The organism is Chitinophaga sancti, assembly GCF_034424315.1.
In the GTDB taxonomy this organism is placed as follows: domain Bacteria; phylum Bacteroidota; class Bacteroidia; order Chitinophagales; family Chitinophagaceae; genus Chitinophaga; species Chitinophaga sancti.
The window spans coordinates 4,758,191-4,783,183 of sequence record NZ_CP139972.1 but is presented as its reverse complement, the minus strand read 5'-3'; the positions used below and the strand labels follow the sequence as shown (position 1 = coordinate 4,783,183).

General features: G+C 45.0%; 19 protein-coding genes. 12 read left to right on the top strand and 7 right to left on the bottom strand.

Annotated elements, in window-relative coordinates; all coding sequences use genetic code 11:
• Positions 1-88: 88 nt before the first annotated feature.
• From U0033_RS18400 to U0033_RS18375, 6 genes are all read right to left on the bottom strand, one after another.
• Positions 89-817, bottom strand: coding sequence for a PoNe immunity protein domain-containing protein (locus U0033_RS18400; RefSeq protein WP_072364408.1), 729 nt, complete (start codon positions 815-817; stop codon positions 89-91).
• Positions 818-842: 25 nt separating this feature from the next.
• Positions 843-2,225 (bottom strand): PAAR-like protein, encoded by a 1,383-nt coding sequence (locus U0033_RS18395; RefSeq protein ID WP_083571782.1) that lies wholly within the window; start codon positions 2,223-2,225, stop codon positions 843-845.
• Positions 2,226-2,249: 24 nt separating this feature from the next.
• On the bottom strand, positions 2,250-3,116 hold the full coding sequence (locus U0033_RS18390) for a hypothetical protein (RefSeq protein WP_072364406.1): 867 nt from the start codon (positions 3,114-3,116) through the stop codon (positions 2,250-2,252).
• A gap of 2 nt (positions 3,117-3,118) precedes the next feature.
• Positions 3,119-4,996, bottom strand: a complete 1,878-nt coding sequence (locus tag U0033_RS18385; protein WP_072364404.1) for a type VI secretion system Vgr family protein — start codon at positions 4,994-4,996, stop codon at positions 3,119-3,121.
• Between the two features lie 220 nt (positions 4,997-5,216).
• On the bottom strand, positions 5,217-5,441 hold the full coding sequence (locus U0033_RS18380; protein ID WP_072364402.1) for a ferredoxin: 225 nt from the start codon (positions 5,439-5,441) through the stop codon (positions 5,217-5,219).
• A complete protein-coding gene (locus tag U0033_RS18375; RefSeq protein WP_072364401.1) occupies positions 5,434-6,663 on the bottom strand; it encodes a peptidase U32 family protein in 1,230 nt (409 codons plus the stop codon). Before U0033_RS18375 ends, U0033_RS18380 begins: the two co-directional genes overlap by 8 nt.
• Before the next feature lie 327 nt (positions 6,664-6,990).
• Here U0033_RS18375 and U0033_RS18370 point away from each other — a divergent pair, with 327 nt between their 5' ends.
• On the top strand, positions 6,991-9,024 hold the full coding sequence (locus U0033_RS18370; protein WP_072364400.1) for a beta-galactosidase: 2,034 nt from the start codon (positions 6,991-6,993) through the stop codon (positions 9,022-9,024).
• Between the two features lie 11 nt (positions 9,025-9,035).
• On the top strand, positions 9,036-11,402 hold the full coding sequence (locus tag U0033_RS18365; RefSeq protein WP_072364398.1) for a glycoside hydrolase family 3 N-terminal domain-containing protein: 2,367 nt from the start codon (positions 9,036-9,038) through the stop codon (positions 11,400-11,402).
• Between the two features lie 219 nt (positions 11,403-11,621).
• Here the strand turns inward: U0033_RS18365 and U0033_RS18360 are convergent, their stop codons facing one another.
• Positions 11,622-12,725, bottom strand: a complete 1,104-nt coding sequence (locus U0033_RS18360; protein WP_143150891.1) for a hypothetical protein — start codon at positions 12,723-12,725, stop codon at positions 11,622-11,624.
• A 1,144-nt stretch (positions 12,726-13,869) separates the two neighbouring features.
• On the opposite strand from U0033_RS18360, the gene U0033_RS18355 reads away from it, so the two are divergent.
• From U0033_RS18355 to U0033_RS18310, 10 genes are all read left to right on the top strand, one after another.
• Positions 13,870-14,451 (top strand): HPP family protein, encoded by a 582-nt coding sequence (locus tag U0033_RS18355; protein ID WP_218164091.1) that lies wholly within the window; start codon positions 13,870-13,872, stop codon positions 14,449-14,451.
• A 315-nt stretch (positions 14,452-14,766) separates the two neighbouring features.
• The gene (locus tag U0033_RS18350) at positions 14,767-15,474 is read left to right on the top strand and encodes a hypothetical protein (RefSeq protein WP_072364392.1); all 708 of its coding nucleotides are present in this window, start codon (positions 14,767-14,769) and stop codon (positions 15,472-15,474) included.
• Positions 15,475-15,539: 65 nt separating this feature from the next.
• Positions 15,540-16,187 (top strand): hypothetical protein, encoded by a 648-nt coding sequence (locus U0033_RS18345; RefSeq protein WP_143150890.1) that lies wholly within the window; start codon positions 15,540-15,542, stop codon positions 16,185-16,187.
• 2 nt (positions 16,188-16,189) lie between these two features.
• Positions 16,190-16,945 (top strand): sensor histidine kinase, encoded by a 756-nt coding sequence (locus U0033_RS18340; RefSeq protein ID WP_177318696.1) that lies wholly within the window; start codon positions 16,190-16,192, stop codon positions 16,943-16,945.
• Between the two features lie 21 nt (positions 16,946-16,966).
• Complete coding sequence (locus U0033_RS18335) at positions 16,967-17,665, top strand: response regulator transcription factor (protein WP_083571779.1); 699 nt, start codon at positions 16,967-16,969, stop codon at positions 17,663-17,665.
• Between the two features lie 49 nt (positions 17,666-17,714).
• The gene (locus U0033_RS18330) at positions 17,715-19,163 is read left to right on the top strand and encodes an MBG domain-containing protein (protein ID WP_072364387.1); all 1,449 of its coding nucleotides are present in this window, start codon (positions 17,715-17,717) and stop codon (positions 19,161-19,163) included.
• A gap of 112 nt (positions 19,164-19,275) precedes the next feature.
• On the top strand, positions 19,276-19,791 hold the full coding sequence (gene msrB / locus U0033_RS18325) for a peptide-methionine (R)-S-oxide reductase MsrB (RefSeq protein WP_072364385.1): 516 nt from the start codon (positions 19,276-19,278) through the stop codon (positions 19,789-19,791).
• Between the two features lie 159 nt (positions 19,792-19,950).
• Complete coding sequence (locus U0033_RS18320) at positions 19,951-20,553, top strand: RNA polymerase sigma factor (RefSeq protein WP_072364383.1); 603 nt, start codon at positions 19,951-19,953, stop codon at positions 20,551-20,553.
• Positions 20,554-20,623: 70 nt separating this feature from the next.
• Positions 20,624-21,559, top strand: coding sequence for a FecR family protein (locus U0033_RS18315; RefSeq protein WP_072364381.1), 936 nt, complete (start codon positions 20,624-20,626; stop codon positions 21,557-21,559).
• Positions 21,560-21,708: 149 nt separating this feature from the next.
• The gene (locus tag U0033_RS18310; protein WP_072364475.1) at positions 21,709-24,993 is read left to right on the top strand and encodes a SusC/RagA family TonB-linked outer membrane protein; all 3,285 of its coding nucleotides are present in this window, start codon (positions 21,709-21,711) and stop codon (positions 24,991-24,993) included.

Sequence of the window (24,993 nt, the reverse complement as noted above, 5' to 3'; positions counted from 1 at the left end):
CCAGGAAAAAGACTGTATCAAAAGTTAGCTATACAGGATTTAATTTCGATACCCGGGAGGGCATTGCAATGCCTTTACATCCCTTTTTCTATGTTTGCGGATAATAGGGATTATCCCTAAAACTACTATCATCTAATCCCATCAGCTTCACGACGGCCGCTACATCCCAGGCCCAATAGCCACTGTAGCCCCTGTCTCTTGTATGGGAGTTATACCAGGGCGAGTCTTTTCTTAATTTATACCAGTCTTCCAGGTATTCTTTTACGGCTACTTCTGCTGCTGCTTTCGGGAGTTGGGTCAGGTCAAAAAGACGCTGATCAATTTTCGGAGACATGGTGGTGGTCACATCTTCATTGGTATGCACTTTCATCTTGCCCCGTACCAGGTACCAGGCCAGTGCATCTGGTTTCCAGCCGGGAGGCGCGTCTTTGTCTGCCTGTTCTAAATACTTAACGAGGCGTTGAAATTCATTGTTTGGAATATCTAATAACACTCCTTTGGCCAGCAGGTTCAGAAAATCTTCGTAGGTAGGATCTTCTTTGTTCCAGCCTTTCACCAGGTTGTCAAGCGCCTGCAGATAAATGTCCATCAAGCTATCGAAGGGCTTGCCCAGTGAATACTCCAGGTCCATGATGATATTGAGTTTGCTGGCTCTTGACCAGTAATGAAATGGCCTGGTAGGCTCAGGAGAGCTTGCAATGATTTGTTCAAAGCGGGTTATTTCCTGCTGGAAATACTTTGCATCTTTGTATTGTGCCCTAACCTTGAAGTTGGTCATTTCTTTGGTGCCACCAAAAAGTTTACCGAATATTCCCATAATATTTCAATTGATGCTAAAATAATTAAAATAACCAATCGACTATTTTCGACCCTGCACTGCTGCCTGCCAGTCCACCAATCACACCGCCTACTATACCACCAATCACCGTACCAACTCCGGGGCATATGGCAGTACCTATCACGGCACCTATTTCTGCCCCTGCCCAGGCCCCTGCCGTGCCGCCAATAGCGCTGCCTGTGGCTTGCTGGGTTTTGTCTCCGAATCCACCTTCTTCATTATAGGCAGAATATATAAAGGCAGCATCGATGGCGATGCCGACTACTATCAGGCCCCTGCCTACTACCTTCCCGGTAGTTCTCAGGGCTGGTGTGGACTCCATGAATTGTGCCCCTTTCCACAAGGCTTTATTTGCTCTTACGGCTGCTGTACTTTCCTGTACGCCCTTTGCAAAATTGGAGCCTGCCAGTGCTTTTATGGGTTTTGAATTACGCATGGAGGACCGGGTTGCATCTATCATTTTGCCCGCCATGGAACGTGGTTTCATATTCAGCGTTTCAAACTGACCACGGGTCTCCTTGGCACCGGTAGCGTCATGTGTTTCGGAGGATAAACCCTCGCGGATGACACCTTTTTCATTTTTATCAGTATAGATCACTTCCCGCTGTAAGGTTCCATTCTGATTTGCGGTTCGCATAGCCTGTTCATCTGCAGGGCTGGTGATGGCACCACGGTTCAGGTGATTTTCTACCCAGGATTCACTCAGCTCCTTCCCGTTTCGTACGGTTTCTTCTATCCGCGCTGTTCCATACTTACCATCTGTGGCCTTCATCACACCCCCTTTTTCATAAGCACCATCAATACCACTGGCTGTAGGCTTGTCGATGTCAATGACAGGGTGTTCTTTTCTGATATCTCTCCAGTCATTTTCCCTGTGGTATACATTGTCATTCATCTCACCATAGTTCCCTTTCCGGGCATGGTTACCGTTATCGGTGGTCAGTGATACCTTGTCGTGCTGTACATCGTAGATTACGCCGCGTTGGTTGTAATCAATGGCACCTTTGTAATTGGCCCACTGCGCGGTTAGCCCAAGGCCGGTGAAACCAAAGTCGAAATAACTACCCTGTGGTACGGTGAAATCAACTTTGATCTTACCTCCTGCTTTACAAATCAGGTTAGCATCTTCAAATACCATTTTGAAGGAATTCACTTTCACGCCCTGGTTGCACTTATCCCAGTAGAGGGGATCGAACTTACAGGGGCCACCGGTTACACTACAACGTCCAAAGGGTTTTATATTTTCACCCGGCACCATGTCTGCTTCGCTCACCATCTTCTCACCGTACAACTTAGAGTTATTATCATGTGTAACGGTTATTTGCGTGGGTAATTGCCCTTTATCGCAGGTGAGCCAGGATTTGTCCGGGATATATTTTTTACTCATATTCTTGAGTTTAATGGATGACGGTTAAAAAGGAAGTGCGTGCTCCTTTTTAAGATTTTCAAGTACGATGCGTTGCTCCTGGAACTCCTGTTTGGAGAGCCTTTTTAGCTGGTGTGCGGAAGTTACATTGTACCAGGTACCTACACCAGTGGATAAGTAAAGTTCCGCGTTTTCCAGGCTGCCGTTTCGTGTGAACTGGTACTGTTCTTCCTGTGTGAGATCCAGGGTAGCATCGATGTTATATTTGTGGGTCAGGTCTTTTAGTGTTCTGGAAAAGGCGTTGCGATCAAATGCAGCTACGTGCAAGGTGCCGGTCGTTTCGATGGCATGATCTGTTACTTTTCGCTGTAGCAGCAATGGCAGATCTGTGTTGCCAAAGTAATGCTGTAAGTTTAATAGCTCGGTTTCCGCTGCATTAAATTCACGAAACCAGTGTTGGAAAAAGAAGCGCCAGGCGCTGTATCCTTTGAACGATTCAAGCAGTCTGGGTTTATCTTCCAGCAGTTTTGCCGTTTCTTCCAGCAATGGGGTGATAAATTCTTTCGGATATTTCTTTTTCAGGTTCTTCTCAAATCCGGTCTGCCATTTTAATTTCAGGTCATTGAGCTGGAGCAGGTCTGTGAGATTGCCCTGCAGGTCTGTTTTGAATAAGAGCGTTGATTGCAACTCATCCATATCACCACTATAGTAATGAAGCAGTGAGCTTCCCTGCATTACCTGTTCATACAGTTTATATTCAAATATAAGATGCGTGGCCTGCTGATCTACCAGTGTAAAGCTGATCAGCTTATCCTGTACAAACTCCAGTTTCTTCTGACCGATAATAGTTTTATTGGCCGAGGTGATAAGGTAATATTCCTTTACATGTTTTGATGGAATGGCTCTTTTCATGATCAGGCCTGGTTTATTTCTACAGAATCGCTGCCGATAACGAATGTATTGGTACCACCACCTAAGTTGGTCTTCACGCTTCCTTTGAACTTTGCTTCTCCGGTTTCGCTTTCTATATTCACATCACCTGTTTTAGCAATGGTATGGATCTTCCCGTCACTGGCGGTTGTGAATATGCCTTCTTTGGAAATTTCGATCTTGTTTTCGCCTACCTGGATCAGGATCTTTGTTTTACCATCGAGAATGATGGTGCCATCTGCATCCATGGATATAACGCTGGTGGGTGGAGCATCTTTGGTAGCGCCTACATTGATGACATTGGTGCTCCCTGCATTGATCAGGTTATTGGTGCCAGCGTTGAGCGTACTGTTTTTGCTGGCATTGGTCGTTGCATTTCCTGCACCGTCAAATTTCATATCGGCACCGCCTTTATCTGCCAGGTGCACACTTCCTTCTTTATCATTCAGGATCAGTTTATTGCCACTACGGCTTTGCAGGGCTTTGATATCATTGCCTGCATTGCTATAGGTATTACCCGCACTTCTGTGGTATACTGCACCTATTACAAATGGTTTTGTAGCCACGTCACCTTCAAAACCGATTATAGTTTCTTCGCCAGTTTCCGGAATGAAGAATTGCCCTTTTCCGCCACCGGCGTGTGGGGTGGTCACCCTGATCCAGGGGCTTTTTTCAGTCTCTTTCATCCAGTGAAACCTGACTTGTATGCGGCCGAGGCCCAGTGGGTCATGGTTGTCAGTAACAATGGCGCTCTGGGTTTCGCAAACGGGTTCTGCGGGTACTTCGACTGGTGGCAATATTACGGACGCGGGAATTGCGGTGAAGTTGTTATCATAATTTCCTTTCCCGTTTACCCGGTGATTGATGCTGGTAATGCGGTATTGGCCATAGCCTTCCGTTTCTCCGCCTCCATACAGGTTATTGCCACTGATATCGACGGTGTCGCCAAGGGATACCTGTGGATTGCCGCTGAAGCCGGTGAACTGCACCATTCTGCTGGCTTCCAGTGCACTTCTTAGTGTAACCAGTTTATCCTGTTGACTTTTGTTATTGGCGAAGCGGTAATTCCATTGTTTGGGTTGTGTGCTATATAATTTGTTGGAAGAAGTATAGACGGTTTGCCCCAGTTGATTCAGTCCGGCTCTTTGTTCTACACCATCAGGTGAGCTGACGTATACCTGGCTGCTCTGGTAATCCCAGGTTACATATTTATGCTGAGAGCTGATGGCTTTGAGGCTGATGGCGAACTGGCTGAGGTTACTGCCATAGATCAGTGAGGTCTTGTTCTTATCTTTTGGAGGCCCTATTACAAGGTTGCTGCCATTCCAGTATAACCATTCCCCGTAAGAGGCCGCCATGCGTTGCAGGAACTCCCAGGCACTTTCTTTATACTGCACGGTGTAACCGGGAATATCAGCATACACTGGGTTGATATCAGGTGCAAGCTGATCGGCAGGGAAGGCAGCAATTACATCGTTTAGGATTGCTTTCAGGTCTTTCTTTTTCCAGCTTTTGCAATGAGGGCCGCTATCGAGAATGATGGTAGGGCTGTAGCCTGTGAGCATGACTTCTTCTGTTTTGCCGGTGAGGCGTATGCTTTCAACATCAGTAATTACACCGCGAAACAGGAGCGGACTGGTTTCACTGTCATCAGTGCTGATGGCGGATATATGGGCTTCGAAGGTGGCGCCGATCAGGTCTTTTGACTTTGTGAGAAGACCTGCCTGGCCATCGATCGCTTCGGAGGGGCAGACGAGTGTGAATGTATGATGAGAAAAGATGTGCTGGGTTAATGTGAAAGAACTGAAAAGAGTGACGGGTTTTTCGTCAATGCGGAATATGGTTTCTGTGAGTTGGGACATAACAACAATTTTTGGATGATTAAAAATACGGAATATTTGAGAGGCGGGGAATAGCGGAATTTAGGTATTCTGTAATGGTAAATGATTGAATTTTGGGGATGCGGTTGTTTTGGATAATTGTGCTGGTACGATAAAATATAGATGCTGATGGGATTGTTTGCTTTAATAGATCCGGTATGTGTATAGAAAGCAAATTGAAGAGCGTGCTAATGCACACTCTTCAATTTACTGTTTTAATTATTTTCACCGGGCAAGCAGCTGCTACTATTTTCGCTTCCTGCAGCAACAGCTTATTGACCGTCAATACATCTGTTTCTCTTTTCTCCTCCGCACCCAGCAATACTGCTTTGCCGTCTTTACGGCTCATTCTCCACAACTCCGGTTGCATTTCAAAACAAATACCGCAACCAATACATTTATCTCTATAATGTATAATCTTAGGCATTTACCAATTTATATAATTTATCTGTTGTGGTCACCTTGTGTGGGAATGGGAATGTAATGCTATCGCCTTTTACCGCCTTATCTTTTTTCTCTCCATTCACCAATACCTGGTCAAAACTGATCTTCTCCATACCGAAAGCATTCCCTGTCAATAACAATTCATCCCCTTCCTGCAGTGTGCCTTTTTCTATAAAGAACTCTCCTACATTAATTCTTGGATAGAAGCGCACACCTTTTCCTGCATAGATCTTTTTCTCAGTTGCAATAGAATCCGGTTTGCTGGTCCATTGCCCCATTTCCCTGCCCAGGTAATAGCCTTCCCAGAATCCACGGTTATACACTGTGGATAAACGTGTCATCCATTCTTCTACACGGGCAGCATTGTAAGTACCTTCCTGAATGGCGGTAATGGCTTCGCGATAGCAGCTGGTAGTGGTATGTACATAATCCGCCCCTTTACTGCGACCTTCTATCTTCAATACGGTTACGCCTGTCTGCAGCACTTCGTCCAGTATATTGATTGTACAGAGGTCCTGTGGTGACATAATGTATTCATTGTCTATTTCCAGTGACTCACCTGTTTCTGCATCTGATACTTTGTATTTACGGCGGCAGTTTTGTAAGCATGCCCCACGATTGGCAGATGCGTTTTTGCTGTGTAAACTCAGGTAGCATTTTCCTGAAACTGCCATGCATAATGCACCGTGTACAAAGATTTCGATCTTCACCAGTTCTCCGTTCGGACCTTTGATCTGCTTACGTTTGATCTCATTGCAGATGAATGCAATTTGCTTTAAGGTAAGTTCTCTTGCCAGTACAATGGTATCTGCAAAACGGGCAAAGAACTGCACTGATTCCAGGTTACTCACATTGGCCTGTGTGGAAATGTGTAATGTTATTCCCATCATTGCGCAGGACTGGATCACGGCAAAGTCAGACGCAATCACAGCATCTACTTTGTGCTCTTTCACTGTTTTCAGTACTGCCTGCAGTAATTGCATATCATATTCATACATCACCGTGTTCAGCGTGAGATAGCATTTTACCCCTGCTGCATGGCAACGTTCACTTACTTCTGCAATATCACTGATGGTAAACCCGCCGGAGGAGCGGCTGCGCATGTTGAGTTGTTCTACACCAAAATAAATGGCGTTTGCACCGGCATTGATAGCAGCCTGCATAGCCTCGAATGAGCCAGCAGGCGATAATAGTTCTATGTCCATATGTGTGTATCCCGTTGGCATGACGGGCACGCAAAGTTACTTTTTCCCATCAATGCAGATCCTGACGAAGATCAGTATTAATCGTTCGCTATCCTGACGAAGATCAGGCGCGGGTCTTAAGAAGTATTTGCAGTTCTCCTAAAATGCCTTATTATTGCTTCTGTGTGAAGCGGGTGTTAATAGTGTCTTTTACTCCTCACGCAGACAGGGAATTTTTAATGGTGTCAATTGTACATTTAATATACATTTGACTACCCTATTTTATGAGGGTAGCTTACATATGCCCTATCCGGCTGTAGGCATTACTCAATTATAAATGCTGATGTTATGAAAAAACTATTGTTAACTGCATGTTGTCTTATTTCCCTGTCGTCCTTCGGACAAAAATTGCTTTTCGGGGTAGCGTATTATGATGAATATATGCCTTACGAGCGCCTGGACAAGGATATTGCTATGATGAAAGCTGCACACATCAATGTGGTGCGTATTGCCGAATCGACCTGGGCTACTGAAGAGCCTTCGGATAGTGTGTACAACTTCACACATATTGACAGGGTACTGGATGCCATGCACAAGGCAGGGATCAGCGTAATAGTGGGTACCCCTACCTATGCTGTGCCGGCATGGCTGGCGAAGAAGTATCCTGATGTACTGGCCGCTACTCCCTGGGGGCAAAATCAATTTGGGCCAAGGCAGAATATGGATATTACGAATCCTCATTACAGGTATTATGCAGAACGCATTATCCGCAAGATCCTGGAGCATGTGAAAGATCATCCTGCCATCATTGGCTACCAGGTGGATAACGAAACCAAGGCGTATAATACGGCGGGGCCAAATGTGCAAAAGGCTTTCGTGGAATATCTGAAAAAGAAGTTTGTTACACTCGATAGTGTGAACAATGCTTTTGGATTGAACTATTGGAGTAACCGTGTTAGTGCCTGGGATGATTTTCCATCTGTGAATGGATCGGTAAATGCGAGTGTGAAGGCGGAGTTTGCAAAGTTTCAGCGGGGATTGGTAACGGAGTTCCTGGCATGGCAGGCGAAGATTGTGAGAGAATATAAACGTCCGGAGCAGTTCATTACACAAAACTTTGATCTTAGCTGGAAAGGATATTCCTATGGCATACAGGATGAGGTAGATCATTTTGCGGCAGCCAGGGCTTTGGATATTGCGGGTGTGGATATCTATCATCCCAGCCAACACCAACTGACCGGTACTGAGATTTCATTGGGAGGTGACCTGGCCCGTTCTATGAAAGGTGGAAAGAATTATCTCGTGATGGAAACAGAGGCGCAGGGTTTTGCCAACTGGACACCGTATCCTGGTCAGTTAAGATTACAGGCATTTAGTCACCTGGCAGGTGGTGCTGATATGGTGAGTTACTGGCACTGGGCTTCTATTCATAATAGTGCGGAAACGTATTGGAAAGGATTGTTAAGTCATGATTTTGCACCGAATCCTACTTACAATGAGGCGATAACTATCGGGGCGGATTTTGAACGGTTAAGTCCGAACCTGCTGCATTTGCATAAGAAAAATGAAGCAGCTATATTTTTTAGTAATGAGGCCAATACAGCTTATAATTCCTGGGGAACACCTGAGAAATACAATGATGTGATGCGACCATTTTATGACGCCTTGTATCGTATGAATATTGGGGTGGATTTTATTGATCCATCTTCTGACAATTTTGATCAGTATAAGCTGATTGTGGTGCCTGCTTTGTATGCAGCGTCAGATGCGTTGTTGCAGCGATTGAATCAGTATGTGGAGAACGGCGGGCATATCGTTTACACCTTCAAAAGCGGTTTCTCTAATGAAAATGTACAGGTGCGTTATACCCCACAACCCGGTGTGATCAATGCTGTGACAGGCAATTATTACAATGAGTTTGTAGTGCCGGAGCATGTAGGTTTAAAGAATGATCCCTTTGGCGCGAAGGATAACGAGATCAAATACTGGATGGAATTATTAACACCTACCACAGCAAAAGTGCTTGCGTATTATGATCATGCGCAGTGGGGAAACTATGCTGCTGTAACCCGTAATCAATATGGTAAAGGTACTGCAACGTATATCGGGTTTATGCCGGGGAATATACTGTGTGAAAAGATCATGGAGAATTGTGCAAAAGAGGCGGGCATAGATCATCAGTTACATTTCCCACTGATCACGAAAACAGGAACCAATACTGCTGGCCATACCATCCACTATTTGTTTAACTATTCAGATACGTCGCAGACTTTGATCTATCCTTATGAAACAGGAAAGGAATTATTGTCAGGCAAAACCGTGCTTCAAAAAAGTTCCCTGGTCTTAGCACCATGGGATGTGAAAATTATAGAGAACAATTAAATCTGTAATATATGAAAAGGATCTTACTGACTGGTGCTGTGGCATTCCTCCTTATCAGCTGGAAGCCAATTCCACCAATCATCACAATTGACGGATATACCTTCAGGGATCTGAATGGCAATGGAAAGCTGGACAGGTATGAAGATGAGCGCTTATCGGTGGATGACCGTATTGATGACCTGATCAGCAAAATGACGGATGATGAAAAAGCTGGTTTATTAATCGGTACAGGGATGCCTGGTTTTAATGGGCTTACGCCTGTAGCAGGTGCGATTGAAGGAAAGGTGCCGGGTGCTGCCGGGGGTACCTGTGCTATTCCAAGACTGGGGATTCCTGAAGTGATTGTAGCAGATGGGCCCGCGGGCTTGCGTATTAAGCCTATCAGGAAAGATGCAAAGGGAACTTTTTATTGTACGGCATTTCCGGTAGGCACTGCTTTGGCTTCTACCTGGAATACATCCTTGCTGGAAGAAGTGGGCAAGGCGATGGGGCAGGAAGTAAAAGAATATGGTGTGGACGCTTTGCTGGCGCCTGCGCTGAACATCATGCGTAACCCCCTGTGTGGGCGTAATTTTGAGTATTATTCTGAAGATCCTTTGATTGCGGGAAAGATGGCTGTGGCTATTGTGAATGGGGTGCAATCCAATGGTGTGGGTACTTCTATTAAACACTATGCTGCGAATAACCAGGAGACCAACCGGCTTTCTATCAATGAACACATTGATGAGAGAACGATGCGTGAAATTTACCTGAGAGGTTTTGAGATTGCCGTAAAAGAATCACAACCCTGGACGGTGATGTCATCTTACAACCTGATCAATGGTACTTACACTTCTGCAAGAAAGGATCTGCTCACTGACATCCTGCGTGATGAATGGGGTTTCAAAGGGATGGTGATGACGGACTGGTTTGGTGGGTATGCTGGTTTTGCAGCGCTGCAAGGGGGTACCAGCAATGTGGTACAACAGCTTAGTGCCGGCAATGACTTGCTGATGCCGGGTTTGCCTGCACAGAAGAAAGCGATCCTGGATGGGATGAAAGATGGTAGTCTGCCGAAAGAAGTAGTGAATACCGACCTGAGAAGGATCCTGACTTTCGTACTGCGTTCTCCTGCGATGGCAAAGTATGCTTACAGCAATCACCCGGATCTGAAAGGGCATGCGAACATCACCCGTCGCGCAGCAGCCGAGGGTATGGTCCTTCTAAAGAATGATGGGCAGTTGCTTCCTTATACCAATCAAACAAAGGAGATTGCGACATTTGGGGTCACTTCTTACAACTTTATTGCTGGTGGTACTGGTAGTGGTGATGTGAATGAAGCCTATACGGTATCACTGATTGATGGTTTGAGCAATGCCGGTTATAAGGTAGACCAGGAGCTGAAGAAATTGTATGTACCGTATGTGAAGCATGCGCTTTACCAGGATTCTCTCCGCAGGGCGAAAGAAGGTTTACTTGCATTGCCGGAGCGTATGAAGGAGATGAATGTGGATAAAGCACTGGTTGATAAAAAGGCGGCATCTGCTGCATTGGCAATTATTACCATAGGCCGTAATTCAGGCGAAGGTGGTGACAGGAAAGTGAATGAAGACTTTAACCTGGCAGCTGATGAAGTGGCGCTGATTGAAAATGTGACGGCTGCTTTTCATGCAAAAGGAAAGAAGGTAGTAGTGATCCTGAACATTGGTGGCGTGATTGAAACTGCCAGCTGGAAAGATAAACCGGATGCTATTTTGCTGAGTTGGCAACCGGGCCAGGAAGGTGGTAACTCTGTTGCTGACATCTTCAGCGGACAGGTTAATCCCAGTGGCAGACTGACCATGACCTTCCCTGTGAAGTATGAAGAAACACCTTCTGCGAAGAACTGGTTAGGTACGCCTGCGGACAATCCTACTGATGTAACTTATGAAGAAGGTATTTATGTAGGCTATCGTTATTTCAATACTAAAAACATCCCGGTATCTTATCCATTTGGGTTTGGGGGTTCTTATACCACATTTGCATACAGCGATCTGAAAGTAGATAAGGATAAATTGACAGTTGCTGTGACTGTGAAAAATACAGGCAGGGTAGCGGGTAAAGAAGTGGTACAGCTTTACCTGGCGGCTCCGCATAATACGATTGATAAGCCGGCAGCAGAACTGAAGGCCTTTGCCAAGACGAAAGTATTGAAACCCGGAGAGCGCGAAGTGCTGACTTTGCAATTACAGACAAGGGATCTGGCATCCTTTATTGAAGCACAGCAGGCCTGGGTTGCGGAACCAGGGAAGTATACGGTGAAGATAGGCAGCTCTTCACTGGATATTCATCAGCAGGCAGATTTCACGCTGGATGACGCGCTGATAGTAGAAAAGGTGCATAAGGCATTTGAAAAATAAAGCGGGAAGCCTTCAGGTCTGTTTGATCTGAAGGCTTTTTTCTTGATAGGGTTTTTATGCCCCTTGGTGAATCTTGTTTTTCATGAATTTTGTACGGGAATAGGTATACGCTTCACTGTTAGTGAATCTTGTTTTTCATGAATTTTGTATGGGAATAGGTGTACGCTTCACTGTTAGTGAATGCGTAGCTTGCTATTGGGATTTGTGTGAATACGTTTTTTATCCAAAGATGATTTCGCCGTGGAAGCAGATGACGCCCCTGATATGTCCACCGGCTTGCAATAGGCCATCCATAACATTCTCTGCGCTGACGAAGATATCCAGTTCGAAGCCAATGTTTGTTGTGATGACGTAGGCTTTTACATCTAATACAGCAACGGTTTTGATATTGATGATGGTACCCATGAACTGGTGCAGACCACAGTCTCCGTAGTTGTCTTCCGGCCAGAAGGTGTTGTCTTCAAATACGGGGCGTACATCAATGAAGAGTGCGAGTGCACCGATTTTCATCCAGTTGGTTTTTACTGACCGGTAGGTGCTGTGGTGTTTTAGATAGTCGGTGGCGAGGAAGTTGATGAGGATCTTGTTATTGATAGATGCGGCGATGAGAGCTTCGGTGCCACGTCTCTGGAAGGTTTCTTCAATGTAGTCGGTAGTGACTTCGAAGGTATGAGAGGGGCGCATGGCAGGATATGCATAGAAGCTTTTGCCTACATGGATGCCGACGATGGTGATGGGGCCAAGGTCGAGGGATGATACGCCTATTTTGCCATTGATATAGGTAATGGTGGCGTTTTTGGTAGCGCTGATGGCCTTGTTGAGGATGCTTTTGATGGCAGGGAGCGCGAAGTTTTTGGCACCGATGAAACCTTCCCATTCCATGTTATAGATTTGATCAGGTTTTTCAATATTGCGGATGCCGATTTCGTATTCGTTCCTGATTTCGAAGTCGGTATATTCGATGGGTTCATCGAAAGTGATTTCTTTTTCGGCAGCTTCGGCATCGAATGGGCTGGCGGAGTCGAAGCCGTGAATGGGTTGGTGGCGGATGATGTTGTCTTTGATGATGTAGGGGCAGATAATGGTGCCGGTTTGACCTTGTTGGGTGGCGTAGAGGAGGCTGATGGCGTTGTAGTCTTCGTGGGCAACGAAGGTGGCGTTGTTGGCGCTGGTGGGTGTATCACCTGGCTGGCCGGTGAAGCAGGAGTGGTAGAAGATGGCGGATGATTGGATCTTCCCTTTTTGCAGGAGGGTGTTCATTTCGTCTTGTAAGATGGCGAGTGCCATTTCTACGGTGATGTTATTTTTTTGATCACGGATCACGATGATGGTGCCATGAAGTTTGTTGTGGCAGTCGAGGTAGGTGGCGATGGGTTCGTGCATTTGTTTTTCGGCCTGGGCGCTGCGGAAGAGCTGCAGAGCAGGAGCATAGGTGCTAAGGATAGAGGAGTTAAAGGCTACGATATTGAATGGAGGCATGGGAGGCTGTGGTTTGAGGTAAAGTTAGGGATTTCTGGAAATTGAGCAGCAGCTTGTTCCACAAATGATAATCGATCCATTAATTGCGCAACAGCTTGTTGCGCAATTAATGGATCGATTATTTTTCTCTCGTCAGATTGGATGATGCAACTATAAGAAATGTATGTGCAATCGCTAAGATGGCGGCATACTTTTCATTACATCTCCAAATTCCAGCATTGATGCTGTTCTTCCATGATCCTGCGGGCCCGAAATACCCAAATGAATAGCTGTTAATTTTTCCAAAGCAGGGATCCCATCTCCGTGATGGGGCTGAATCCTGTCAAATAGCTCTTCAATAATAGTCAGCCGGTTTTGTTGTGCGAGTGTAAGCAGACGCGTTAGTTCCGGGTAATTCTCATTGCCGGAAAATAAGTTTTGTTCACTTTCCTATATATTATATTCATCCAGTTTCTCCCTGGAACCGCCGGGAGCTGCATCTCCGGGAGCCGTATTCTTTGTTCTCCAGGAAGGGATATACGGAGAGAAAGAAACTGGAATAATGTTGTATAAGCAGGTTGTTTGTCAACCGTGCAATTATTTTTCCATACCAGTCGGTGAGATCGTGGAATACACCGGCTTGAATGTTAATTTTTTTAGACTGTAGCCGGTTTTTTAATAAGATTGCTGCAATCTTCGTCAATTCCGCATTCGATGCGGATGGTGTCAAGGGATGATAGTGGATCGGTCTTACTCCATATGCTTACTTTGAGGGTTGCAGTACTCATTTTGAGGGCTTTAAGATTTGGTATTTTGAATTCGTGACTACTAACAAAAAACAAAAGTTAATTCACTTTGTTTAGAAAAATGAGAGGAATATTTATACATCACATGTATTTGTAGTGCTTGTTTGCAGACAAGAAATTGATATAATTCCTGATGATTTTAGAACCTTCGGCGAAATGATTATTTTTGTGCTGAAATGATACATCGAAAATTACGCCGGCACATGCGCAAGGCCGGGCTGATCATCTACCATGAAACACTGATCGACCTTAAAGAACATATCTGGACATTCATTGGGGCATTTTTTGGAATAGGGGCTATTGGCCTGCTGAATAGTAAGTTCCTGCCAGTTTCTGACAATCTCTTTTTAATTGGCTCCTTTGGTGCCTCTGCTGTATTGGTATACGGTATTATTAATAGTCCGCTTGCACAACCCCGTAACCTGATCGGTGGCCACGTAGTAAGTGCCCTGGTAGGTGTGACCGTGTATAAACTGGTTCCCGGAGAGATCTGGCTCACCGCTGCCCTATCTGTTTCTCTTGCTATTGTAATGATGCAGATTACTAAAACTTTGCATCCCCCTGGAGGGGCTACTGCCCTGATTGCAAATATCGGCACGGCCAAAATAAAGGCGCTGGGGTACCTGTATGTATTAAGCCCGGTGTTGTCTGGTGTACTCATCTTATTGCTGGTGGCTATTGTATGTAATAACGCTACTTCTCACAGAAGCTATCCTAGAAATAAATCCTGGTATAAGTTCTGGGAACGGAATTATAGGGTGCGCTATAAGCGGGTGCATCATTAATCGTTTTATAAGCGCCCCCGTATTTCTACTTACTTCACCCCTCCTAACTACCTGTTTTATTTTTCAGGTATTCCCCCTCTTATCCACCTTCCTCCTATTTTCTACTTTTACATCGTCATCGCTGGCTTTTTGTCCATTTAAACCAATAAAAGACACCCTTTCCCTCCCTAAACCATGAATACGGGGCGGTGAATACTCCCGGTTCGCCGCCCTTTTAACATGGCTAAAGATAAAAACTCCCTGCGGTGTCACTGCATTCCGTAAACACTAAATTCGACTATCCCTTCGCATTTTTTCACCATCAAGCTATATAATATGTCTCATGCATTAACACAAACCATGCCCATCACGCTAATTAGCAAGGCAGATTATGACAAGTACATCTCGCGGTGGATTACCCTTCTGAATGAAGATGATGGTAAAGGCGACATGAGAGACTATTTCTACAAAGGATCCTTCAAACTCAGCGCCGTTCATTTTGACGTGAGTGCTATTGAGTACCTGGTATCTTCAGAAGCGACCGCTACTATCAAGGCCCGCTTTTGCATTACCAGAGATGATGAGGGAGAAGAGCTGTTTAACATCATCCTGTTTGGAACTGATAAAAATGAAGGTATTACTACTGCCTTTTTCCTGGGTACCCCCTATGCACAGGAATTAGGTGACGGGGTGCCCAACGGTCAGTTGCCTACCAACCTGGGCGAACTCTGGTTACAGAAGTGGGCTGTTAATGATGACTTTATTTCAAGAGAGCGCTTTAGAAACATTTTTGGTTACCTGCAAGGGTATAATTTCCCACTGGAAGACTTTATCGATGCTGCATTTTTATATAAATGCAGCGGGCTGTCTGTAAGTCTTGCCTTGCATGAGTTGTACAGACCTAATGTAACCGACGTCAATGCACCTACCTTTACTTTCAACCTGGTATTGCAGGGGATCCTGGCAGATGGAGAAAATGCGCCGGCCAGGATAGGTAATCCCGATGGCTTGTATGATATTTCTGCACCAAGCCCTCCTTATTGATCAATAGACACACACTATTATTCATTCGCCTCTCCTGGCCCGGGAGAGGCTTTAAAACGTTTATTATGTCTCTTCCCTTCGACCGGATCATTATGTATGGTGTAATGATCCCTGAGACCATCGCAGTCGTGGTGGGCGGGCTTCGTCTCAGACAATTGCAAGCACCCTTACGCTACCTATGGATCCTCGTACTCTTTGGCTTTCTGACAGACCTCCTGTCAAGACTGCTCATTTTGCTTAAGATGGGAAACCTGTTTCTGATCGTCCTCTATATACCTGTTGAATTTGGCCTGCTTGCAGCAATGTACAGGCATGAACTGAATGACAGCAGAACCGCAAAGATAATCCCTTTCCTCACCGCTGGTTTTGCCGGCTACGCCTTCTTTGAGATCCTTACCGGGAAATTACAGGGTTTCAACCGGGAGGAGCGTTTTGTAGAAGGATTCCTCATTCTTTTTTTCGTGTTGGAATATCTTTACCGCGTACTCAGAAAATTGAATATCTTTCACCTGGAATACGCTCCTATGTTCTGGCTGTCGGCAGGGTTGATCATTTACTTCCCTTGTGATATCATTGTTTTTACTTTTAGTGAGTATATCTTCTCCTCGTATTCTACGAGCTTTAATTTGCAACTATGGGATGTCCATGCCGTATTAACCATGTTACTGTACACCTTCTATACGCTAACACTATGGATTCCCCAAAGGAACTAGAGATGAAGTATATGTTGTTCTGTGGTATCCTGGTCATCCTGTTCCTGGCGATTTCGGTGATCATTTTTTTCATTGTGTATCAAAAGCGTTTGCTGGCACAGCAGATCCGCCTGCAATCTGTACAGCATGAATATCAGCGTGAATTATTAACTTCAAGTATCGCTGCCCAGGAAAAGGAGCGGGTACGGATCGGGCACGATCTGCATGATGAAATAGGATCGTCTCTGTCTACCGCAAAATTGCTGGTGAATCAGCTAAACCATACTGACCCGGAGAAAGAGCAACTTGTTAACAGCGTGAAAGAAATATTGAGCCATACTATACAGAACCTGAAAAATATATCACTGAATCTATATCCTTCTGTATTGACAAAGTTTGGATTGGTGGAGGGATTGCAATACCTGGTATCGGTATTATCGCAGGCTTCACCGCTGACTTTTACTTTTGATGCAGATGAGATCAGTGGGCTGGAACTGCAGCAGGAACTGGCGCTGTATCGTATTGTGCAGGAGCTGGTGAATAATGCAATTAAGCATTCCGGAGCAAGCGATGTGCATCTGGAACTGCGGCAAACGGCGCGCTTTATCCAACTCAGTGTGCGGGATAATGGTTGCGGATTCGATCCCCGGGAAGCAGGGAAAGGAGGAATTGGCCTCAAAAGTATTGAAGCCCGTAAAGAAATGCTGAAAGCTGAGATGCAAATACAATCAGTACCGGGAGAGGGTACTTGTATTATAGTAAGATTGCCGGTATTATAAAATGTTACTATCACGCTATACATGACCATTACTGTAAATTCATATGCTGTGACACCCATCAGACTTGCCATCGTGGATGATCATAAACTCTTCCGCCAGGGAATTATCAACCTGCTGAAGACCTATCCTCAATTTGACATGATCATTGAAGCGGAAAGCTGCCCGCAATTGTTAGCAGCACTTGCTATTCAACTACCAGATATTATTTTGATGGACATAGAAATGCCGGAGACCGATGGCATGCAAACCTGTAAACAGATCCTTCAGCTATACCCACAAATGAAGATCATCGCATTGTCTATGCATACTGCCGATAATTTCATTTTTCATATGATGAAGATGGGTGCAAGAAGTTACCTGCATAAAGACATTGACCAGGATGGCCTGCGGGAAGCAATAGAAGAGGTGGCGGCAAAGGGATTTTATTTCACTGAAAAGATAGGAGAAGCCATGCTGCGCGGTGTACAATCAAAGTCTATACAGAAGCCATATATGAATGGAAATTCCCTTACTCCCAGGGAGAAGGAAGTTTTAACATTTATTTGTAAAGGGATGACGAACAGTGAAATTGCCGCTAAGTTATTCATCAGTATCCGTACTGTAGAGGGGCACAGGCAGCATTTACTCGATAAAACCGGTACTACCAATTCCGTAAGCCTGGCAGTGTTTGCGATCAAGACCGGGTTGCTGAGCGCCGATGAAGTGGGAGGACATTTTTGATAAATGAGTCGGAGTGCTATCTTTGTTTCAAAGTATAGCAATCTTTAATATGAATCGATTACTCATTGCATTGTGTTTCATTTGTTTAAAAGGATATGGACAGAAAAAATACGGCGATCCGGACTTCCCGCTAACGTTCAGCGATAGTATCCAGGTGCATTCCTCGGATACGACTGTGGCAAGGGTATTCCTGGAAGATCACAAATGGATGGTGCAGATCATGAAGGCTGGTGAAGTGGATCTTACGACTGACAGTACGGTGGAAAAACTGGTGATTGACAAAGCACCGCTTACGATTACCGCGAACAATGCAGCCAGGTGTTATGGTGCACCAGATCCTGTTTTTACAGTGACCTATAAGGGATGGGTATACGATGACTCGGATAGTGTGCTGGAGACCCGGCCTACTGTTAGTGTGAATGCTACCAATATATTGATCCCTTCGGGGGCAGTTGCAGAAAACTATAACATTACTTATGTGAATGGCGCACTGACCGTGTATATGCTACCCTCTCCTACTATCAGTGCTGATAGGGGAACCGTGATATGTGGCGCAAAGGAAATGCCATTGAGTGCTTCAGGGAAATATGCTTTCACCTGGTTGCAGCATGATTCTATTATAGGAAAAGGGAGTTCCCTGCGAGTGGCGGCGCCCGGAGATTATAAAGTGATAGCGGTAGATGGGAATGGCTGTTCCGGCACTTCCAATGTTATCTCTATGACACAGGTATTACTGCCATCAGTTGATTTCGCTTATTCAAGTGGTTGTACCGGTACCTCTGTTTATTTTACCAACAAAACCAAGGCTACCGGCCCTGTTGATTACAGCTGGCATAGCGGCGATGGGCAGAGTAGTGAGAATAACAGTGCCAGCTTCACTTATAAGAAGGCAGGTACTTACACAGTGGTATTAACTGCTACCCCACCCAGTTGCCCTTCAATGGGAGGAACAAGTATTCACGATATTACGATTACCGAGCCGATCGCTGCCAGGGCATTGCCTGCCGTAAAAGCTGAACCGGGAAAACCTTTGCAGTTAAATGCCCGGAAAATGGAAGGTGCTACCTATGAATGGCTGCCGAATAATGGTTTAACGGATAATAAGGTGATTGATCCGAAAGTGACGCTGAAAGCCCCGGAAACTTTCTTTATCAGGATGACGATGAAGAATGGTTGTACCACTACCGATACCTTGAAAGTGAGTGTGACTAATCCCAAGGCATTTATGGTGCAGGAAGAGTTTTCTCCAAATGGAGATAAACAGAACGACGTGTTGCAGGTATATGCAAGAACGATCAAAACGATTACTTCCTTTGATATATTAGATAGTATGGGCAACCAGGTCTATCAAAAGTCGAGGAAAGGTGAGGTCGCCTGGGATGGTAATAATATGAAGGGTAAGAAAGTGCCGGAAGGGATTTATATCTGGATGGCAGTGGGTACTGATTATTATGGCAAGACAGTGAGGGAACAGGGTACTGTAAAACTAACAAGATAAATCCCGGAGCAGGTGGCGGGAACCCAAAATATTGTTAAATAAGGGCTTGGCTATAATGTCATGTAATCTTATTTGGTCCGAATTTCGTTATTATAAGTATAATACTATAATAATGAGAAACGCACGATACCTGAGCATGCTGCTCTGTATGCTTTTCAGCTGCACCGGCCGCGCTCAGCAAAGTAAAAACAAACCAGATATGCATAACCCGCACTACTCACGCACAGACACGACCCATTTGAACGTCAGCAATGCAGAATGGAAGAAGATCCTGCCGGCTGACCTCTATGCAGTAGCCAGAGAACAGGCAACAGAAAGGGCTTTTACCGGTAAATATTGGGATGCAGATACCAGGGGTACCTATTATTGCGCAGTATGTGGCAATAAATTGTTCCGCTCTGATGCTAAATTTGCCAGTAGCTGTGGTTGGCCTAGTTTCTTTGAGGCTGACCGGCCTAACAGTGTAATCTATAAAGAAGATAACACCTATGGTATGCAGCGTATAGAGGTGGAATGTGCAAGGTGTAATTCGCACTTAGGCCACATTTTTGACGATGGTCCTCCACCTACCGGTAAGCGGTTCTGTATGAATTCCGTTTCCCTGGATTTTGAACCGGATAATCACTGACAAATGGTCAGGTGAAATAGTTGTCGCCCCTGCCTTAGGTAGGGGCTATTTTTTTTACCCCTTGAAAAACTGAAAGATTATATTATTTTGTATACGAGATACAATTAACCTAACCTTAATCCCCTTTACTGTCCGCTTATTATAATTTTGCAGCGTCATATGGGAAGGAACTATCAACATCTTGAGGAAGAGTCATTATTACGCAACATTAAATATAATGATGAGGAAAGCGCTTTTCAGGAGCTCTTCTACCGCTACCAGGACCGCGTATTTCGCTATGCTGTTAAGATTGTGCCCACCAGGGAGCTTGCCGAGGAAATTCTCCAGGACGTATTCCTGAAAGTATGGAACTACCGGGCCCAGATAGACGAAAACAGGCCATTCTCCGCCCTGCTCTTCAAAATTGCAAAGAACACCATATTAAACACCCTCAAACAGCAAAAGACCCACCAGCAGCTGACCCCTGACACCATCGAAAACCTTGCCTTCCATATCTGCCCTGAACATGATATGATCTGGAAACAATATGTCGGCATCCTGAACGATGCCCTGGCCACCCTGCCCGAGCGCTGTCGTGAAATTTTCCAGAAAAGCCGTTTTGATGGGCTCTCCTATGAAGAAATTGCCCAGGAAATGGGTATTTCCAAAGACACCGTACGGCTCCAGATTATCAAATCCCTCAAACAACTGAAGAAATACCTGCTGTTGCATCCCGAGTTCGACGCAGTACTGATGATCATGTACCTCGTGATTATCAGCTAAAAAAATATTTTCCCTCCGCATAGACCTCTTTTCAATTTTCATTGTATTTAATAGTATAAACACCTCTCTTGTGCCACCTGATCCGACCACTCAATTGAAAAAATACTTCTCCGGGGAGTGTTCCAGAGAAGAGCAGCAAATGATTGAACAATTGCTGCTAACTGAAGACAACCAGGCGTTTTCTGCTTACTTACAGGCAGAATGGGAGGCTATCCCCACTAATGTCATCCCTGATCAGACCCTTGCAGAGGAGAGATATGCGCGCTTATTAAAGAAAATCCATAAAAAACCTGATTATAAAATATGGTATTGGGCGGCCGCGATTGCACTATTATTAATATTACCACTGAAGTTTTTATTCACCGGCACTGAGCTTGAAACGATCACTACCGGCACCGGCGAACATAAGGATTTCGTATTAGCGGATGGCTCTCATGTATGGTTGAACTGTGAATCTTCTATTACTTATTCAAAGAAATTTAAGGAACGGAACATTACCCTGAAAGGGGAAGCCTACTTTAGTGTGACAAAGGATGATGCCCATCCATTTATTGTCTCGTTTGGCCATTATTATACACGGGTACTGGGTACCTCGTTCGATATTAAAGCCTATGGAGAAGAACGGCCAATGATCACTGTGACTGAAGGCCGTGTATCGGTAGGCGGAAACGGTGGTGTAAATTATGGTATACTGAAGGCGAATAACCGCCTGACCCTATCCCCCCGGGAAATCACCTTAGAAAAAGTGCCTGATACTATGCAGATCGTAGCCTGGCAAAAAGGGGAAATACAGTTCCATCAAACGAAGCTACCTGCCGTGGTAGCGGAATTGGAAAGATGGTATAATACGGACCTGGTTATTGCAAATCCGAATGCCAACATGCCTTCTTTTACGGTTGTGATCAAACCTAATACTTCACTGGACGATGTGCTGCAGATCCTGAGCATGACAAATAAGATCTCTTACCGGCAAGCAGATAATAAAATTCTAATCACCGCAAACTAAAGCTAACATGCGCTACAGAACAACACTACACACCGCATAATTCCAGGCATAAAAAAACGGAAGTGCTGGTACCACCTCCGCTATTGATTCCTGAGAATTACTTTTTCAAAATCACAGAAAAAATAACACTAGAAAATTCGCACAAATTTATGGAAAAATACCTTAGGGGGCTAAGGCAGGGATTACTATTTGCCTGTATTTTTTGCCTTAGCGTTACACATGTGCTCAGGGCCCAGGCCAACGAACTGGACAATGTCCGGATATCGGTTACATTTAATAAAGTCAGTCTTTCCCAGGCCTTAGAAATTATTGGACAAAAAAGTAACTGGGGAATTACTTTTGATGACGGGGATGTTGCTATCTCACGCCCTATCACTTATCAGGCAAATAATACAAGTGTTACTGACATTCTTCATTACATTCTCAAAGAGACCTCGCTCAATTTCAAAACTTACAAGACTACGATTGTCATTTATCATGCAAAGGAACAAATCATTACGGGCAGAGTGCTCGACAATAAAGGGCTCCCTTTAATTGGGGTAAACATTATTGAGAAAGGTACACACAATGGTACCAATTCCGATGCCAGCGGTCACTTTTCCATTAAGGTGAGTGACAATGCGATCCTGGTATTTAGTTATATCGGCTTTGCTACCGTAGAACGTGCGGCAGCTGCGAATATGTCAGTGACCATGCAGGAAGATATGGGCAAACTGAACGAACTCGTGGTAGTAGGTTATGGTACGCAAAAAGCAAAAGACCTCACCGGCTCCATTTCTCACATTGATATGAAGGGGAAGGAGAATTCTGCCACCACTGACCTGGTAGCAGCCTTACAGGGCATCACCCCGGGATTGAATGCACGAAGTGGTAGCATGGCGGGAGAAACAGGGGGCCTTTCTATTCGTGGTAAAACCTCTTTATCTGCCAGCGATGTGCCGCTGATCATTTTGGATGGTGTGATCTTTAATGGTTCCACCGCCGATCTGAACATCAATGATATTGCTTCTGTAGATGTGCTTAAAGATGCGAGTTCCGCTGCTGTATACGGTTCCCGCTCTGCGAACGGGGTGCTCGTGATCACTACTAAAACCGGTAGTTCCGATAAGCCTACCTTCAATCTGAATGCTTACTATGGTAGCCAGGATCACGCGAATACCCAAATGACGAAGATCATGAATGCGGAGCAATATGCCCGCAGACTTGTTGACTATTACTATCAGCAGGATCTGTATAGCTGGTATGCTACAGGGCCTGCCAGTGCTGATAACAGGCCGGTAAGACCCGATGTGAATGACAAAGAAGTGGTGGCTTCTTACCTGAGAACTGATGAGGAGAAAACCAATTACCTGAATGGCTACCAGATCAACTGGCTGAATGAAGTTTTCAGAAAAGCACCGATCCAATCTTATTCCCTGAGCGTATCAGGAAAGACACCAAGAACCAACTATTATTTATCTACATCTTACGCCGATCAGCAGGGTATTATTGTCAACGATCAGTTTAAAAGACTGACTTTCTTTGCCAAGTTTGAAAATAAAATTACCGACTGGCTGAAAATAGAATTTGATCCAACCTTTACACACCGCGATTATTCAGGGCTGGAAACCTCGCTGGCAAATGCCCTCATTGCAAGTCCGCTGGGTAATAAATACAATGAGGCAGGGCAGTTCCCCGTGTACATTGCCAGCGAGTCTTACGCTTACCACCCACTCGCACACTTGTATGTGTCAGACAAGGAACCTATCGATAACCTGAACCTGGTGCTGAAAGGCAGAATGAGGATCCCAAAGATCGAAGGCCTGGAGTACGAGTTCAACTACAACAAGAACTACATCTTCAACCGTCATTTCCAGTATTTCCCAAAAGCAATTGCAGAGGGCTCCCAGGTGAATGGTAGTGCAGGTAAGACCATTAAGAATCAAACGAAATGGCTGGTGAATAATATCATTACTTACAAGCATACCTTTAATAAGATCCATAGCATTGATGTCACCTTATTGCATAGTGATGAGGAACTGACAAGTGAAACTACGGCTGCTTCAGGTACGGGTTTCAACTCTGAAAAACTCGGTTATAATGCCCTTGAACTGGCAGAAGTGCAGACGAGTTCCAGCGCAGGTTCCAGGGAATATACACGCTCTTTCCTGGGAAGGGTGAATTATGGATTCAGGGACCGCTATCTCTTGACTGCGACTGTAAGAAGGGATGGTTATTCCGGGTTTGGAAGTAATAAGAAATGGGGGAGCTTCCCTTCAGTATCACTGGGCTGGGTGATGACAGAAGAATCATTCATGAAGGTGAAATGGTTAGACTTCCTGAAGTTAAGATTATCATATGGTACGAATGGGAACCAGGGTATTGGTGCGTACAATAGCCAGGCCGAAATGTCCAGCACCAATACTGTATTTGGCGCCAATACTGCAATCGGTCTCTATGCATCCTCTATGGGGAACGATGACCTGGGATGGGAGAAAACAAAATCTGTGAACGCAGGTATTGACTTCCGCGTGTTGGATAGCCGTATCAGTGGTAGTGTAGATGTGTACAATGCTACGACTACCGATGTACTGGTGGAAAGAGCGATCCCTACTATTTCCGGTAACTCAAGTGTATGGGATAATATCGGGGGTATCAAGAACCATGGTGTGGAAGTAAGCCTGGAAACACAGAATGTCAAACAGAAGGACTTCAACTGGACCACCGGTTTCGTATTTGCCATCAACAGGAATAAGATTACCAAACTGTATGATAATGTTACCCAGGATATCGGGAATGGCTGGTTCGTAGGACAGTCTATCAATTCAGTGTATGGTTATGAAACGCAGGGGATCTGGCAGGAAAAAGATCTGTTCAACAAGACGATCATGGCGGGTTCCTATCCCGGTCAGTTTAAGATCAAAGATCAGAATGGAGATGCACAGATCACTGCTGATGGCGATCGCAAGATACTAGGTTCTACTGATGCTAACTATCGTTTCAGTATCAATAATACGCTCAGCTATAAACGTTTTTCACTCAGTATTTTCCTGAACTCTGTTCAGGGGGGCAATGGCTATTATATGGCGAGCAATACTGGTGTACTGGTAACAGGTGGTACGGACAAGGCTTATCGTTTGAACAGGCCTAACGTACGTGCATACTGGACACCTGACAACCCGGTGAATGATGCACCAGGTATGTATTACAATCCTAAGATAGCCCCTTCTGTGTACCAGGATAAAAGTTTCGTACGCCTGCAGGATGTGACCTTGTCTTACAATTTTAATAACAAGGTGATCAAAAAATGGGGCTTTAATAACCTGCGTTTTTATGTGAGTGGCAGGAATCTCTATACCTGGACCAAATGGGCAGGATGGGATCCTGATGGTGGCCCGGGTGTTACGTCACCTATGATCAGAAGCTTTATTGGGGGTGTGAATACTTCGTTTTAA